The 17,762-nt window shown below is 72.4% G+C and carries 3 protein-coding genes; all 3 read left to right on the forward strand.

Annotated features, from left to right (window positions below; genetic code table 11):
• The first annotated feature begins 5 nt into the window (after positions 1-5).
• The 3 genes from B9N97_RS29625 to B9N97_RS29635 are packed head-to-tail and all read left to right on the forward strand — an operon-like array spanning position 6 to position 17,658.
• Positions 6-8,762 carry a non-ribosomal peptide synthetase gene (locus B9N97_RS29625; RefSeq protein WP_208621302.1) on the forward strand — a complete coding sequence of 2,919 codons (8,757 nt, stop codon included), beginning with the start codon at positions 6-8 and terminating at the stop codon, positions 8,760-8,762.
• Positions 8,762-11,713 carry a non-ribosomal peptide synthetase family protein gene (locus B9N97_RS29630; RefSeq protein ID WP_085091416.1) on the forward strand — a complete coding sequence of 984 codons (2,952 nt, stop codon included), beginning with the start codon at positions 8,762-8,764 and terminating at the stop codon, positions 11,711-11,713. Before B9N97_RS29625 ends, B9N97_RS29630 begins: the two co-directional genes overlap by 1 nt.
• A 35-nt stretch (positions 11,714-11,748) precedes the next feature.
• Positions 11,749-17,658: a non-ribosomal peptide synthetase gene (locus tag B9N97_RS29635; RefSeq protein WP_085091417.1), complete on the forward strand. Its 5,910-nt coding sequence runs from the start codon at positions 11,749-11,751 to the stop codon at positions 17,656-17,658.
• The last annotated feature ends 104 nt before the right edge of the window (positions 17,659-17,762 follow it).

Here is a 17,762-nt window from a genome sequence, read left to right on the forward strand (position 1 = left end):
GGGCCATGGACAGTATGACGATCATGCCCGCCGCGATTCCGGCCACCATTCCCGCCGGCGACGAACAGCGCGCCCTGTGGACCGCCTGGCGTCTGGCGCCGGAGGATCCTGCCTACAACATGACCTATGCGGTGGAGCTGGCGCCCGGCATCGACCCTCAGCGGCTGGCCGCCGCCTTCGCCCAGGTCATCGCCGGGCACGAGGCGCTGTCCAGCCACTACCGCGAGGATGCCGACGGCCGCCTCGTCATGGAACGGCGGCCCGGTTTCGTCCCCGATGTCGCCATCCACGCTGCCGAGGCGATGACAGGCGCCGACCGCCTGCGCTGGCTCGAGCGCGAGGCCGACCTGCCGCTGCCGCTCGACCGCGCCGTCGCCTGCCGCGTTCGGCTGCTGGCCGAGCCGGGCGGAATGCTGCATCTGCTGGTCGTCCTGCACCACATCGCCGGCGATTACCTGTCCTTCGAGATCCTGTGCGAACAGGCCTTCACCGCCTACGAGGCACCGTCGACCGCCGGCTCCGAGGTCGGCGGTCGCTACTTCGACTGGCTGGAACGGCAACGAGCGCTGCAATCGGGACCCGAATCCAAGCGGCTGAAGGACTTCTGGCGCGGACTCCTGACGGACGCGGCACCGCCGCCGGAGCTTCCGACCGACCGCATCGACCGTCCGGGCCCGCCGAATGAGACCGACCTTCGGCTCGATGCCGCCACGACGGCGCGCGTGCGCGCGGCGGCCGAGCGGGCCGGCGTCGGCGTCTTCCCGCTGCTGACCGCCATCTTCCAGATTTTCCTGCATCGCTGGAGCGGCCAGGACCGCTTCACGATCGGAACGCCGGTGTCCGGGCGGCAGGGCGCCGCCGACCGCGGGATGATCGGCTACACGCTGAACGCCCTGCCCTGGCCCGCCGACCTGTCCGGCAACCCCACCGTCGCCGACCTCGCGCGTACCGCGCAGCGGACGCTGAGGGTGCTTCTGCGTCACCGCCGCCTGCCGCTCGCCCGCATCACCGCGCTGGCCGGCGGCAACGGGCCGCTGTTCCGCCACATGACCACCTTTGTCCCGGTGGGCGAGCGCGCCGCCATCAACCGCGCCGTCCGGCGGGAGCTGTTCGCCCACCAGCGCGGGGCGGCCAACGAGCTGAACCTGCGCTGGGTCGACGACGGCGAGCGGCTGACCGGCCAATGGCGCGCCGACCCGGCGCTGTTCACACCGGAAACCTCGGCCCGTATGCGGCGCGGCTTCCTTGCCCTGCTCGACCGCGCGATCACCGATCCCGATGCTCCGGTCATCACGCTGGAGGCGACCGCGGACGATGCCGGCCGCTCGCTGCGCCACGGCCCCGCCGCCGGCGCGCCGGCCTCGGCCCTGGCGCTGTTCGAAGCAGCCGTCGCCCGTCATCCCGGCCGCACTGCCGTGGAGGACGGTGAGTGGACCCTGACCTACGCCGACCTCGACGCTGCGGCCGGCCGGTTGGCGGGGCGGCTGGCCGCCGCCGGAGTGCGGCCGGGTGATCGTGTCGGACTGTGGCTGCCGCGCGGCGCGGCGCTGGCCGTCGGCATGATCGCGGCCTGGAAGGCGGGGGCGGCCTACCTCTGCCTGGACCCGGCGCTGCCCGACGCGCGGCTCGCCTTCCTGGCAGCTGACAGCGGCGCATGCGCCGTCGTCGGCCACGGCACGGCACCCGGCTGGCTCGGCAGTGCGGCGTGGCTGGAGGTCGACGGCCGGTCGGTAGAATCCGCTCCCGCCGCCGTCCCGGCCAGACCCGACCTGCCGGCCTACCTGATCTACACCTCCGGCTCCACCGGCACGCCCAAGGGAGTGGTGGTCACCCAGGGCAACCTCGCCCAGTATACCCAGGGCGTGCTGGCGGAGATGGAGTTGCCGGAGGAGGCCACCCTCGCCACGCTGGCGTCGGTGACCGCCGACCTCGGCTACACCGCCTGGTTCGGGGCGCTGCTCGGCGGGCGCACCCTGCGGGTGATCGCTCCGGCGCTGGCCGACGACCCCGACGCGCTGGCCCGCCACTTCGCCGGACGGCCGGTCGATGCGCTGAAGATCGTGCCCTCGCATCTCGCCGCGCTGATGGCGGTGGCCGATCCGGCCCGGCTGTTGCCGCGCCGCTGCCTCGTCCTCGGCGGTGAGGCGTTGGAAGGCGAATTCGTCGCCCGTCTCCATGCGCTCGCCCCCGGCTGCCGGGTGCTGAACCATTATGGCCCGACCGAGACCACCGTCGGCTGCCTGACCGCCCCCGCCCCTCGTGACCCAAGCGGTCCGGTTCCCATCGGCGCTCCGCTGGCCGGCGTGCATGCCGCCGTGCTGGACCGCCACGGCGACCCGGTGCCGCTTGGCGTCGTCGGCGAACTCGCCATCGGCGGCTACGGTGTCGCCGCCGGCTATCTCGGCCGCCCGGCCCTGACCGCAGAGCGCTTCGTGCCCGACCCGTGGCGCAGCGGCGGCCGGCTGTATCGCACCGGCGACCGCGTGCGCCTCACTCCCGCCGGCCTCGTGGAGTTCCTTGGCCGCGCCGACGATCAGGTGAAGATCCGCGGCTTCCGCGTCGAACTGGGCGAGGTCGAATCCTGGCTGCGCCGCCAGCCCGGCGTGGTGGAGGCGGCCGTCATCGCCCGTCCGGTGACCGCCGGCGGCGGGGCCGGCTTGCGCCTGGCGGCCTTCGTCGCCCCGGCGACGCTCGACGCCGACGCCCTGCGAACCGCCATGGCCGCCGCCCTGCCGGACGCGATGGTGCCGTCGGCGCTGCATGCCCTGCCGGCGCTACCCCGCCTGCCGAACGGCAAGATCGATCGCAAGTCACTGCCGGACGACGAAGCCACCGCCCCGCCAGTCCCCTCGGCCGGCCGGCCCCTGACGGATGCCGAGCAGACGCTCGCCACCATCTGGGCGGAGGTGCTGGGACGCCCGTCGGTCGGGGTCGAGGAAGACTTCTTTGCCATCGGCGGCGATTCGATCCTGGCGCTCCAGGTCATCGCCAAGGCGCGGCCGAAGGGTCTTGCCCTGAAACCGAAGCTGTTCTTCCAGAAGCGCACCATTGGCGCCATTGCCGCCGCCATCACTGCCGCCACCCCACAGCCGCAGGCGTCGGCCGAGAGCAAGCCCGCCCCGGTGGAGCGCGCTCCCTTCGCCCTCTGCGGCCTCGACGCCGATGCGGTAGTAGCGCTGCGCACCGAACATCCGGGACTGGAGGACGCCTATCCGCTTTCGTCGCTGCAGCAGGGCCTGCTGTTCCACGGCCTGATCGACCCGGCCGGAGGCGCCTACGTCAACCAGCTGGTGATCGAGGCGGAGGGCCCCTTCGACGCCGACGCCTTCACCGCCGCCTGGCAGGACGCCGTCGCCGCCAACCCCATCCTGCGGACCGCCTTCCACTGGGACGGGGTGGACCGTCCCCTGCAATTGGTGGAGCGCACGGTCACGCTGCCCGTTGCCCGCCGCGACTGGAGCGACTTGTCCGACGACGGCCGCGAAGCGGCCCTCGCCGCCCTCCTGGCCGAGGACCGGGCGCGCGGCTTCGCGCTGGACCGGGCTCCGCTGATGCGGCTTGCGCTGATCCGCTGCGGCAATGGGCGCTGGTGGCTGCAGTGGAGCCGCCATCATCTGGTGGTCGACGGCTGGTGTTCGATCCTGCTGGTGGACGAGGTGCTGGAACGCTACCGCGCCCGTCTGGCGGACGAGTCCCCGGCCCTGCCCACCCGCCGTCCGTTCCGCGACCACATCGCCTGGGTCCTGCGCCAGGACGACCGCACCGCCGCCGGATTCTGGCGGACCTTCCTGGCTGGCGTGGAGGGCGCCACTCCGCTGCCGATGCTGTCCCCGGCGCCCGAATCAGGCAGCGTGGTGCCTCTCAGCCAGTCCCTCCTGCTGGACGAAGCGGAAACCGCCCGTCTGGCCGCCGCGGCCAGCGGGCTGGGCGTCACCCTGAACACGCTGGTGCAAGGCGCCTGGGGCCTCGTGCTGGCCGCCCGGTCGGGACGCGACGACGTGCTGTTCGGCGTCACGTCCTCCGGCCGGCCGGCCGAACTGGACGGAGCGGAGCACATGCTGGGCGTCTTCATCAACACGCTGCCTCTGCGGGTGCGCGTGCCCGGCCAGCGCCGCCTTGACGACTACCTGCACGGCATCCAGGCCGACAATGCCGCGATGCGCGATCATGAGCACAGCGCGCTTGCCGACATCCAGGCCCAGGCCGGCGTCGGGCCGCTGTTCGACACGCTGCTGGTCTTCCAGAATCTGCCGATGCTGGAGGGACGGCGCCGCCGCGTCGGTGCGCTCGACCTGCGCCAGCGCGACAATGTGGAGCGCACGCACTATGCCCTGACGGTGGAGGTGTTCCCCGGCGACCGGCTCTCGGTCGCCATCGACGCCGATGGCCGCCGGATCGACGCCGCCAGCCTCGCCCGGATCGCCGACGGCTTCCGCGCCGCCCTGCTGTCATTGACCCGCGGTGCCGGGACCCCGCTGGCGGCGCTGCCACGAACGGGCGAGGCAGAAGCGCGGACGTTGCGCGGCTGGGGCGTCGGCCCGGCCTCCCCCCGTCTGTCGCCGGACTGGGTGAAGCGGGTCGCCGCCCGCGTCGAGGCCCATCCCGACCGCATCGCCGCCCGATGCGAGGGCGCAAGCCTGACCTATGGCGAGCTTTGGCGGCGGTCGGAACGGCTGGCACGCGGTCTCCATGCGGCGGGACTCCGCCCCGACGAATTGGTGGCCCTGCTCGCTCCCCGTGGACTGGACTTGCTGTGCCTGATGGTGGCGGTGCTGCGGGCCGGGGGGGCATGGCTACCGCTCGATCCCGCCCATCCGCCGGCCCGCTGGGCCCAGGTGATGGAGCAGGCCGGCCATCCGCTGCTGATCCGTGACGAGGCGGTTCCCTGCGACCTGCCCGCCCTCACCACCGCCGATCTGCTGGCCCGCGCCGGGCAGGACCGCCTGCCGGCGGTGCCGCTCCGCGGCGACCAGCGCGCCTATGTGCTGTTCACCTCCGGCTCCACCGGAACGCCTAAAGGAGCGATGGTCACCCGCGACGGCATGCTGAACAACATGCTGGCGAAACTCGATCCGCTGCAGCTCGGGGAACAGGACGTCATCGCCCAGACCGCCCCCTCCTGCTTCGACATCTCGGTCTGGCAGACCCTGACCGCTCCCCTCCTGGGTGCGGTGGTGGAGATCATCCCGGACAGCGTGGTGCGCGATCCCGACGCCCTGCTCGACCGGCTGGGGCAGGCGGGCGTCACCCTGTTCGAGCCGGTGCCGTCGCTGATGCGCACCCTGGCGGAAACACGCGATGCCGGCGGGCGCCCACGGCCGCTGCCGGCGCTGCGCTGGGTCCTGCCGACGGGAGAGGCGCTGTCCGCCGCCGATGCCGGGGCGTGGTTCGACGCCTACCCCGCCATCCCGCTGATGAATGCCTACGGCCCGGCCGAATGCGCCGACGACGTCGCCTTCCATCCGCTGCACGCGGCACCGACCCCCGGCACCACCATCCCCATCGGCCGTCCGACCGCCGGTGCGGAGCTGCGCATCGTCGACGGCGACCTCGCCGCGGTCCCGATGGGAACGGTCGGTGAAATCGCCGTGGGCGGCATCGGGGTTGGCCGTGGTTATCTGGGCGACCCGCGCCGGACCGCCCTGTCCTTCGTCCCCGACCCGGACGGCGCTCCGGGCGCCCGGCTCTACCGCACCGGCGATCTCGGCCGCTGGTCGGCTCAGGGTGTCATCGAATGGGCCGGGCGCGGCGACTTCCAGATGAAGCTGCGCGGCTTCCGCATCGAAGCCGGCGAGGTCGAGGCGACGCTGGAACGCCATCCGGCCGTCCGCCTTGCCGTCGTCCAAGTCCGCGCCGACCATCTGACCGCATGGTGGGAACCGGCGGAGCCCCGCGCCGCAGAACCCCACGCGGAGGTCCTTGCTGGAACCCTAGCCGCCCACGCTGCCGAAACGCTGCCGTCCTACATGGTGCCGACCCGCTGGGTCCGGATGACCGCTTGGCCGCGCAACGCCAACGGCAAGCTCGACCGCAAGGTGCTGCCCGATGCCGAAACCGCATCGTCCGCCACGGCGGACGAGCCGCCGGCCACCGAAACCGAACGCCGGCTCGCCCTGCTCTGGCAGGAGTTGATGCCGGGAAGCGCCGTCGGCCGCAACGCCGACTTCTTCGCCCTCGGCGGCCATTCCCTGCTCGCCGCCCGCCTGATCGCCCGCCTGCGCCGGGACGGCTGGCCCGGCCTGCCCCTGCGCACGGTGTTCGAGGCTTCGGAACTCCGCGCCCTTGCCGCCCGGCTCGACGCCTTGGCCGGCACAGGAGACGACGACACCCCGCCGCTGCGTCCGGTGGAACGGCGGGAAGCGATGCCGCTGTCCCCTGCCCAGCATCGCTTGTGGCTGGTCGACCGGCTGTCGGGCGGCGGCACCGCCTATCTGATGGCGGCCCGGCTGGACTTCGCCGGCGATCTCGACGCCGCGGCGCTGGAAACGGCCCTCAGCGCCGTCGTCGCCCGCCACGAGATTCTGCGCACCGCCTATCCGGAGCGCGACGAGGAGCCTGCCGCCGTCGCCGCTCCCGCCCTGTCGATACCGCTGCCGCTGGAGGATCTGTCCGGGCTGCCGCCGGAGGAGCGGGAGTCCTGCGCCCGGGCGCGGGAGGAGGAGCATGCGCGCACCCCCTTCGACCTCGCAACCGGCCCGCTGCTGCGCGCCCGTCTCCTGCGGATGAACGCCGACACCCATCGGCTGCTGTTCGCCATGCACCACATGATCGCCGACGGCTGGTCGGTCGGCGTCCTCTGCCGCGACCTCGCCACCGCTTACCGCGCGGCACGGGCGGGCGGGGCTCCCGACTGGCCGCCGCTGCCGGTGCAATATGCGGATTACGCGGTCTGGCAACGCACCCTGTTGTCAGGCGAGCGGCTGGCGCGCGAAACCGACTTCTGGCGCAACCGCCTTGCCGGGGCGCCCACCGCGCTCATCCTGCCGACCGACCGACCGCGCCCGGCAATCGCCTCCACGCGCGGCGACTCCCTCCGCCTGCGCCTGGATCCCGACCTGCTGGCCCGAGTGGAGGAGTGGGCACGCCGCCGCGGCGCCACGCCCTTCATGGCTCTGCTCGCCGCCTTCAATGCCATGCTGCATCGGGAGACCGGCGCCGCAGATCTGCTGGTCGGCACCGACACCGCCGGCCGGCCGGATCGCGCGCTGGAAGGGCTGATCGGCTTCTTCGTCAATGTGGTGCCGCTGCGCTCCCGCCTGGAGCCGGGGGTCAGCTTCGACGCGCTGCTCGACCGCACGCGGCAGACGGCCCTCGACGCCTTCGAGCATGACGCCCTGCCCTTCGACCGCATCGTCGAGGCGGTTGGGGTGCCGCGCGACCGTGGGCGCAACCCGCTGGTCCAGGTTCTGTTCGTGCTGCAGAACGTCCCCGGCGGGGCGCTGGAACTGCCGGATCTCGTCATTGCCGAAGCCCCGCCCGCCGAACGCCAGTCGAAGTTCGACATGGCCCTGTTCCTTGAGCCGATGGCCGGCGGTATAGCCGCCGACTGGGTGTTCGCCAGCTCCCTGTTCGATCCCGCGACCGTGCGCCGGTTCCACGACGCCTGGGTCGCGCTGCTGGAACGCGCGGTCGCCGACCCGTCCCAACCCGTCCTTCTCCCCGCCCCCGCCCCTTCTGCCGGTCAGGAGTTCCCACCCATGGACCAGACCCGGCGCGCCAGCGCCAAGCTTTCCCGCCTCGGTGGGCCGGCGGCCCCCTGCCGTCCGGCCCGGCTGCAGGCCGCCGATCCCATCCGGCGTTCGTTCCTGACGCCGGGCTCGGAATTTCCGATCATGCTGGAGCCGGCAACGCCCGATCTCGACCCGGTCGCCTGGGCTGAGGGCAACCGCGGACTGATCGACGAACTGCTGCTGCGCCACGGCGCCATCCTGTTCCGCGGCTTCGCCCTCCCCGACCCGCAAGCCTTCGAATGCTTCGCCGAGGCGATGGAGCCGGCCGGCCTGTTCGGTTCCTACGGCGACCTGCCGAAGAAGGAGGGCGGGCGCAACACCTACCGCTCCACGCCGTACCCCGAGCGGCAGATGATCCTCTACCACAACGAGAGCAGCCATCTGGACCGCTGGCCACGCAAGCAATGGTTCTTCGCCGAGCAGGTGGCACCGGTCGGCGGCTGCACCCCCATCGTCGACTGCCGCCGGATGCTGACGCTCCTGCCGGCCGATCTGGTGGCGATGCTGGAGACGCGCGGGCTGCTCTATGTCCGCACCTTCACGCCGCGCCTGGACGTCGATTGGCGCGACTTCTTCAAGACCGACGACCGCGCGGCGGTGGAAGCCCACTGCGCCGCCGGCGGGATCGACCTGCGCTGGCTCGACCCCGACACGCCGCAGACCCGGACCCGCTGCCCGGCGGTGATCCGCCATCCGCTGAGCGGCGAGCGCAGTTTCTTCAACCAGATGCAGCTCCACCACCCCGCCTGCCTGGAACCGGAGGTGCGGGCCGACCTGCTGGAGATGGCCGGCATCGAGCGGTTCCCCCGCAACGTCCTGTTCGGAGATGGCGGGACCATCCCGGACGAGACCATGGCCCTGATCGGCGAAGCGTACGAGGCCTGCGCGGTGCGCTTCCAGTGGCTGCGCGGCGATGTGGTGATGGTGGACAACATGCTGACCGCCCACGCCCGCGATCCGTTCGAGGGGCCGCGCCGCATCGTGGTGGCCATGGGCGCCATCGTCGAACGCCGGACCATGGAGGTGCTGTGATGGACGAGTCGACCGCCCTGACCCCGCGGCAACGCGACATCCTCGACGCCATCGCCAACGGCGCTCCCGACGGCTCGCCGCTGGAGCTGGTCATCGACCTGGACGGCCCGCTCGACCCCGACCGGCTGCGCCGGGCGGTGGAGGAGGCCGCCGCGACCTTCGACGCACTGCGTACGGCGCTGCTGCCGGTGCCGGGCTTCCGCATCCCGCGGCAGGTCGTCAACGCCGAGGCTTCTGTCGCATGGACGGAGACCGACGCCGGGACGGCCATGCCGCTCGCCCCCGCCGCTGGTCGCGTCTTCCGGGCGCAGCTGTCGCGGCAGGGGACCGAAAACGCTGCCCTGACCCTGGCCGTTTCGCCGCTGGTCTGCGACCGCGGCGGACTGACCCGGCTCGTCGCCGCCATCGCCGACCTCTATGCCGGAAGGACGCCCGCCACCGGAATCGGTCTTGCCCGTTTTACCGCATGGCGGGAGGAGCTGGACGCGTCGGATGATGCGGCCCACGGACGCGCCTATTGGGCCGGGCTGGGGCCGGAGACCCTGACCGATCCGCGGCTCCCCAGTCCGGCAGCGGTCAAACCGGGGGCCGCCACCGCCATTCGCAGCATCCCGCCGCAGACCGCCGCCGGGCTTGGCAGCCTCGGGCAGCCGGTCGATGCCGCGCTGCAGGCCGCATGGTGGCTGCTGATCGCGCGCATCACCGGCGAGGAGGCGTTCCGCAGCCTGTGGATCAACGACCCGCGCCGCGATTACGACATGCTCGCCGACGGCATCGGCGCCTTCGAGGACACGCTGCCGCTGGCCCTGCGCCTGCCCAAAGACGAGACCGTCGACGGGCTGCTCGCCCGCGTCGCATCGATGATGGACGCCCACCGAGACGCACAGGAACAGCGCCCCGACGGCGTCCTGTCACCCAGCGCCGTGACTTTCGTCCTGACGGACGCATTGGAAACCATCACCACCGGCAGCCTGCGCTGGACGCCACGCAGTTGGCCGGCGCCGCGACCGGCCGGCGCCCTCACCCTGGAGGTGGCGATGGCCGGCGGCGTGCCTGTGGGCATCGCCCTGCACGCCGACCCCGCCCGCATCGCCTCGGCCGCCGTCGAGGCGCTTGCCGACCAGTATCTCGCCGCGCTGGCGGCCCTTCCCGGCCATCGCACAGGCCGCGTCGCCGACCTGCCGCTGCTGGCGGAGCGCGACCTTCGCTGCCATGCGGCTCTCACCGGCCCCGCACTTTCCGCCGCGCCGACCATTCCCGCCCTGTTGTCCGGCCTCGCCACCAGCCGGCCCGATGCTCCGGCGCTGCAGGACGGCACGCGCCGGTGGAGCTATCGTGAACTCGACGAGCTGGTCGGGCGACTGGCCCGCCATCTGCACCGCGACGGGGTTGGACCCGGGCAGCGCGTGGCCTTGACCCTCCCCCGCTCCGCCGAACTGGTCATCGCCCTGCATGCGGTGATGCGGGCCGGCGGTGCCTACGTGCCGGTCGATCCGGACTGGCCCAAGGCACGGCAGGCCGCGGTGATCGCGGCGGCCGCCCCCTGCCGTGTGCTGGATGCCGACGATCTGACCGCCCTCCTGGCACAGCCGGCGCCCGACGCCGCGTTGCCCGTCGCCACCCCGCGGGATGCCGCCTATGTGCTGTTCACCTCCGGCTCCACCGGCACGCCGAAGGGCGTGGTGATCGAGCACGGACAGCTTGCCTCCTATGTGGCGGCGGCCGGCGCGGCGCTCGATCTTGAGGCCTGCCGCCGGTTCGCCCTGACCTCCACCGTCGCCGCCGATCTCGGCAACACCACGCTGTTCGGAGTGCTGGCCGCGGGCGGCTGCCTCGTGGTGGCCGACGAGACGACGATGACCGACGGCGCCGGCTTCGCCCGCTTCGTCGCCGACGAGGCCGTCGATTGCGTGAAGATCGTGCCGTCCCATCTGGCGGCGCTGATCGACACGCCGGCACCCGTGCTTCCCCGCACGCTCATCCTCGGCGGGGAACCCACCGGCCGGCCACTGCTGGAGGCCATCCGCGCCGCCGCCCCCCGCTGCCGCGTCTTCAACCATTACGGCCCGACCGAGACGACCGTCGGCGTGATGGTTCACGCTCTGCCGCCGGACGGCCCGCTGCCGGACCAACTGCCGCTCGACCGCGTGCTGGCGGGAAGCCGGGTGCTGCTGCTCGACCCGGCGGGACGGCCGGTGCCGATCGGTGCCGTCGGCGAACTCGTCATCGGCGGTGCCCAGGTCGCCCGCGGCTATCTCGGCCGCCCCGAGGATCCCGCCTTCCGCGCCGATCCGGAACGCGACGGAGGGCGGCTGTACCGCACCGGCGACCTTGCCCGGCTGCTGCCGGAGGGCGGCCTCCAGCTGGTCGGCCGCGCCGACGACCAGATCAAGATCCGCGGCTTCCGCATCGAACCGGCCGAGATCGAGGCCGCGATCCTCGCCCTGCCCGGCGTCGCCCAGGCGGCGGTGAAGGTCTGGGGCGAAGGGCGGCTGGTCGGCTATGCCGTTCCGTCCGCCGGGGCCGCCCTCGACCCCGCCGCCTTGCGGGAGGAGCTGCGCCGCCGGCTGCCCGACGCCATGGTCCCCGCGGAGCTGCAGCCGCTCGACCGCCTGCCGCGGCTCGGCAACGGCAAGATCGACAGGGCCGCCCTGCCGGAGACGGCGCGCTCCACCGCCGGAGCGGACGAGGCGGCGGCACCGCTGGAAACGTTCATCGCCGGGCTGTTCGCCGGCCTGTTGGAGCGCGACAGGGTCGGCTTGGCCGAAAACCTGTTCGACCTCGGCGGCCATTCGCTGCTGGTGATCAAGCTGGTGTCGCGCCTGCGCAAGCGGCTGGGCGTGGAGGTGCCGCCGGGCATCGTCTTCGACCACCCGACCCCCGCCGGTCTTGCCCGCGCGCTCCGCGCGGAAGAGACCGAACCCGGTCAGCTCGACCGGGCCGCCGCCTGACGGCTCCCCCTTCACGATACGGACGGTTCCGGTTCATGGCCGACACGCTCGCTCCCACCCTGCACGACATCGCGCTGGGCTTCGCCCGCCTGCCGACGGAGCGGCGGCGCGCCTTCCTCGACGCGCTGCGGACGCGCGGCATCGCCTTTTCCCGGCTGCCGGTGCCCCGCCGCGACGATCCGTCCGCACCGGCGCCGGCCTCTCCCGCTCAACGCCGTCTGTGGACCTTGCACCGGCTCGATCCCGCGTCGGCCGCCTACCACATGCCGGGAGTGTTCCGGCTGCGCGGTGCGCTCGATGCGGCGGCGCTGGAGACTGCGCTGAATGCCGTCGCCGAGCGGCACGACATCCTGCGCACCGTCTACCGGGAGGACGGCGACGGCCGGCTTTGGACGGTCACGCTGCCGACCCGGCCGTTCCGTCTCGGCCGGCACGACCTGTCCGACCGTCCAGGCGATGCGCAAAGCCTCGCCGAACAGCTTGCCGCCGCCCCCTTCGACCTGGAGCGGGCGGAGCCTTGGCGCGCCGACCTGCTGCGCATCGCGCCTGACGACCATTGGCTGGTGGTCACGCTGCACCATATCGCCGCCGACGGCGCCAGCATCGGGCTGCTGATGGCCGATGTCGCGGCGGCCTACCGGGCGGCCCGCCAAGGCCGTCCCCATGACCTTCCTCGCCTGCCGGCCCAGTATGCCGACATCGCCGTCTGGCAGGCGGCATGGCTCGACGCCGGCGAGGCGGAGCGGCAATCCGCCTTCTGGCGCGACACGCTGGCCGGCGCACCGGCCCGCCTGAGCCTGCCCGGCAGCGAGGGTGACGGCCGCGCCGAAGGGGGCGGTGAATGCGGCGAGCAGACCGCCGTCCTGTCCCCTGAGCTTTGCGACCGGCTGAAGGGGCTGGCCGGCGGCGAAGGCTGCACACCCTTTGTGCTGCTGCTGGCCGCCTATGCCCTGCTGCTGGGTCGGATGAGCGGACAGGACGATCTGATCGTCGGCATCCCCGTTGCCGGCCGTCGGCAGCCGGAGGCGGAGCGGCCGATCGGCTGCTTCGTCAACACCCTGCCGCTGCGCCTGCGCATCATGCCGTCCCTGCCCTTCCGGCAGTGGCTGGGCGTCGTCGCCCAACTGGTGGCCGACGCCCAGGACAAACAGGATCTTCCCCTCGACGCCATCCTGGAAGCCGGCCAGCCGGAGCAGGGCGCAGGCCCGCCGGTCCAGGTCATGTTCGACCACCGCCCGGACCCCACGATCTTCGGCGGACTCGACGGACTGGAGGTGGAACCGCTGGAGCTACCGGTCCGCACCGCCAAGTTCGATCTCGCTCTCGCCGGCAGCGAGCGCCCCGACGGCTCAGTCCTCGTCCGCCTCGCCCATCGCAGCGCGGTCGGTCCGGCGGCGCGCCTCCTGCGGCGCTGGCAGCGCCTGCTGGCCCAGGTCGCCGCCGACCCCGATCGCTCGCTCCGCGCCTTCGACGCACGCAGCGAGGAGGAGATCCGCGCGGTATCCTCCTGGTCGCGCGACCCTGGCTGGACCGGAGCGGCCCACGATCCGGTGCCGGTCCTGCTCGCCCGCCTCGCCGCAGAGCGGCCGGACGCCCCCGCCGTCCTGTTCGGTGACGGCGTGCTGAGCCGTGGCGAACTGGACCGCTGCGCCAACCGTCTCGCCAATCGGCTGATCGCGCTGGGCGCCGGGCCGGAGCGGCGCATCGGCGTCTGCCTGCCCCGCTCGCCCGAGCTGATCGTCGCCTTCCTGGCGGTGCTGAAGTCCGGCGCCGCCTTCGTGCCGCTCGACCCCGGCCACCCGGCCGACCGGCAGCACGCCATCCGCGAGGCCGCCGGCCTGTCGCTGCTGATCGCCGCCACCCCGCTGGACGGCGTGACGACCGTCTCCCCGCAGGACGCCGCAGGGGAGCCCGATCACGCCCCCGCCGTGGCGATCCACCCGCGCAGCCTCGCCTATGTCATCCACACCTCCGGCTCCACCGGTGCACCGAAAGGCGTGGCGGTGGAGCACGGCCCGCTGGCCATGCATTGCGTCGCCACCGCCGCCATCTACGACATGGGACCGGATAGCCGGGAACTGCATTTCCTGTCCTTCACCTTCGATGGCGCGCACGAGCGCTGGATGACCGCCCTGACCGCCGGCGGCGCCATCCTGCTGCGCGACGACAGCCTGTGGACCGCCGAGCAGACCTATGACGCCATCCGCCGCCATCGCCTGACCCATGCGGGCTTCCCGCCCAAATACCTGCAGCAGCTGGCATCCTGGGCCGAGCAGCAGGGTGGCGAACCGCCGCCCGTCCAGCTCTATTCCTTCGGCGGGGAGGCGATGCCGCGCGCCGGTCTGGAGCGGCTGTTCCGCAGCCTGCGTCCCCGCCACGCCATCAACGGCTATGGCCCGACCGAGACGGTGGTGACGCCGCTGGTGTGGAAGGGCGACGGCGGTAGCCTTCCCGATTCCCCCTACGTGCCGATCGGCCGGCCGGTCGGCGACCGCAGCGCCCACATCCTCGACGACGACCTGAACCCGCTGCCCATCAGCGTCACCGGCGAGCTGTGGATCGGCGGCGGTGGCCTCGCCCGCGGCTATCTCGGCCGCCCGGCGGCGACGGCGGAGCGGTTCATCCCCGACCCGTTCGGCGGTCCCGGCACCCGCCTCTACCGCACCGGCGACCTCGCCCGCTGGCGCGAGGACGGAACCGTCGAGTTCCTCGGCCGACGCGACCATCAGGTCAAGCTGCGCGGTTTCCGCATCGAGTTGGGCGAGATCGAGGCCCATCTCGCCGCCGAACCCGGCGTGCGCGAGGCGGTGGTGATCGCACAGGAGACCGGCGGCGTCACCCGACTCGTCGGCTATCTGGTGCCGGCCGCCGGCCATCGCCCCGATCCGGCGGCGGTGACCGCTGCATTGGCGGGGCGCCTGCCCGCCCATATGGTGCCGGCGCGGCTGATGGTGCTGGACGCGATCCCGGTCACGCCGACCGGCAAGCTCGACCGCGCCGCGCTGCCGGCGCCACGCTGGGAAACGGACGCGCAGGCCGCCCCCTCGACCCCGGTCGAGGAGCTGCTGGCCAGTTTGTGGCGGGATGCGCTGAACGCCGAACGCGTCGGCGTCACCGACAATTTCTTCGAGATTGGCGGCGATTCCATCATCGCCCTGCAGATCGTCGCCCGCGCCCGCGCCGCCGGCCTGCGCATCACGCCCAAGCAGCTGCTGGAACGCCAGACCATCGCGGCCCTGGCCGTGGTGGCGGAGGAAGCGGCGCCGACCATGGCCGTCGCGGAGCCCCCCGCCGGCCCCTCGCCGCTGGCGCCGATCCAGTCCTGGTTCTTCGACCAGCCGATTCCCAACCGCAACCGCTGGAACCAGTCGGTCCTGCTCGCCGCGACGACGCCGGTTGACCCCGAACGGCTGGCGGCGGCGCTCGCCATGGTTGCAGGCCGGCATGCCGCCTTGCGCCTGCGCTTCTCCCAGGATCCGGATGGCTGCTGGACTCAGACCCATGCCGACGGGCCGGCCGCCATTCCGCTGGAGGAGGCGACGGCCGCCGACGATGCCGCCGTTTCGCGGCTGTGCGACGAGCTGCAAGGCGCCCTCGACCTCGCGCGGGGGCCGCTGATGCGGGCGCTGCTGATCCGCAAGCCCGACGGCGGGCAGCGGCTGTTCCTGGTCGCCCATCATCTGGTGGTGGACGGGGTTTCCTGGCGCATCCTGCTGGAAGAGCTGGCGGCGGCCCTGCAGGGTCCTTGCGTGCTGGACCGGCTGCCCGCCGCCGGTACGCCCTTCGCCCTGTGGACGCGGCGGCTGGCCGACGCGGTCCCCGATTTCCTCGCCCAACTGGACCATTGGCGTGCCGCGCTGGACACGCCACCCTTGCCGACCATCGGCCAGCTTTCGCTCAACACCCGGCACCATGCCATCACCCACAGCCTGCGGCTCGACCGCCAGGAGACCCACCGGCTGCTGACCGAGGCGCCGGCCGCCTACCGCACCCGCATCGACACCCTTCTTCTCACCGCCGTCGCCCTTGCAGCCATCCGCCGCTTCGGGCGAGACGCCCTGACCGTCCATGTGGAAGGGCACGGGCGCGACGCCCTGTTCCCGGACATCGACATCGGCCGGACCGTCGGCTGGTTCACCAGCGTCTATCCCGTCCGCCTCGCGCCGCCCGCTTCCTTCGACGGCGCCATCCGCCACGTCAAGGAGGCGTTGCGCGCGGTGCCCGATGGCGGCGTCGGCTTCAACCTGCTGCGCCATCTGGGACCGCCGGAGGCCCGCGCCGCCCTGTCCGGTGCGCCGACGGCCATCTCCTTCAACTATCTGGGCCGGTTCGATGGCGCGGACGACGCGCCCTGGCGCCCGGCGCCGGAGGAGTGTGGCGCCGGCACCGATCCCGACGCCCCGCTGGGCGCGCTGATTTCCATCGACGGACAGGTGATGGCCGGCGAACTGGTCCTGCACGCCCGCGCCAGCCGCGCCCTCTTCCCCGATGGCATGATCGCCGGGCTGATGGAGGATGTCCGGGCAACGTTGGCGGAACTGATCGCCCACTGCGCCGGTGTCGAAACGGGACAAGCGACTCCATCCGATTTCCCGCTCGTCACGCTGAGCCAGCCGCAGATCGATGCACTGCCGGTGCCGGCCCCCGCCATTGCCGACATCCTGCCGCTGACCCCCATGCAGGCGGCGATGCTGCATCACGGCCTCTCCAACCCGCGGTCCCAGGCCTACACCGTCCAGGTCTGGGCGGTCATCGACGGGCTGGACTTCGATCGGCTGGCGGCGGTGTGGCGCACGGTGATCGCCCGTCACGACGTGCTACGCGGCGCCCTGCTGCGCGACGGCGTCGACGAGCCGGTCATGGTCGTGCGCAAGACCGCGGAACTGCCGTTCACCCTGCTCGACTGGCGCGGCGATCCCGAGTCCGACGCATCGTGGCAGCACCTGTGCGACGACGAGTACCGCCGCGGCTTCGATTTCGCCGAGGCGCCCTTGATGCGGGTCGTGCTGGCCCGCACCGGCCCTTCCACCCACCGTTTCCTGTGGACCTGGCACCATGCGCTGCTCGACGGCTGGAGCATGTCGCGCCTGCTGGGCGAGATTCTGCGGCTTTACGATGGTGAAACGGTGCCCCCACCGGAAGTGCAGGTCCGCGATCTGGTCGCCTGGACCCGGGAACGCAGCCGGGCACAGGATCGCGCCGCCGCGCATGCCCACTGGCAGGCGTGTCTCGCCGCCCTGCCGGCGCCCACCCGCCTGACCGCCATCCTGCCGCCTCCGGAGGAACCCGAGCCGGACGGGGCAGAGGAGCGCATCATCGACGAGGCGGCGGTGCAGCAACTCCAGCGCTTCGCCAGCGCCCGGAAGGTGACGCTGAACACGCTGATCCAGGCCGGCTGGCTGCGGCTTCTCGCCCGGTTGTGCGGACAGGGCACGGTCGCCTTCGGCGCCGTCATGTCCGGCCGGTCCGTCGAGATGCCGGGAATCGACCAGGTGACCGGCCTGCTGGTGGGCGTCCTGCCGCTGGTCCATAAGGTAATCGAAGCCGGCACCCACGAAGATGACCGGGAGAGCGACTGGCTTCGCGGGCTGCTGGCCGCCAACATCACCGCGCGACAGCACGAGCATGCGCCGCCGCCTGCCCTTCAATGCTGGATCGACCCGGCCTCCGCCCCCTTCGACAGCATCATGATTTTCGAGAATTATCCTGTCGACGACGCCCTGCGCCAGAGTGAACGCGCAACCCTGTCCTTCCGCGATGTCGGCAACCGCGGGCGGATGAGCTATCCGCTGACCCTGGTGGTGGTCCCGCGCGACACGCTGGTCCTGCGACTGGAATATGCCGGCGCCCTGTTCCGCCCATGCGATGCAGCGGCATTGGTCGACGGGTTGGTCCGCGAGGTGGGGAATTTGGCTCTTTCGGATTTGGCTCCGTGCCTGGACTGACGGCGGAGGAAGCCCGTTGGGCGGAGGCCAAATCCTGTGTGACGGCAAGCCATTGGTCTTGACGTAATGACGGCCGTCATTACATGATGCGTTGATTGTGAGGA

Source organism: Azospirillum oryzae (assembly GCF_900177515.1).
GTDB lineage: Bacteria > Pseudomonadota > Alphaproteobacteria > Azospirillales > Azospirillaceae > Azospirillum > Azospirillum oryzae_A.

Excerpts from the sequence above, each read along its gene's own strand:
- B9N97_RS29625 (WP_208621302.1), top strand. The coding sequence starts at position 6 with ATGGACAGTATGACGATCATGCCCGCCGCGATTCCGGCCACCATTCCC.
- B9N97_RS29630 (WP_085091416.1), top strand. The coding sequence starts at position 8,762 with ATGGACGAGTCGACCGCCCTGACCCCGCGGCAACGCGACATCCTCGAC.
- B9N97_RS29635 (WP_085091417.1), top strand. The coding sequence starts at position 11,749 with ATGGCCGACACGCTCGCTCCCACCCTGCACGACATCGCGCTGGGCTTC.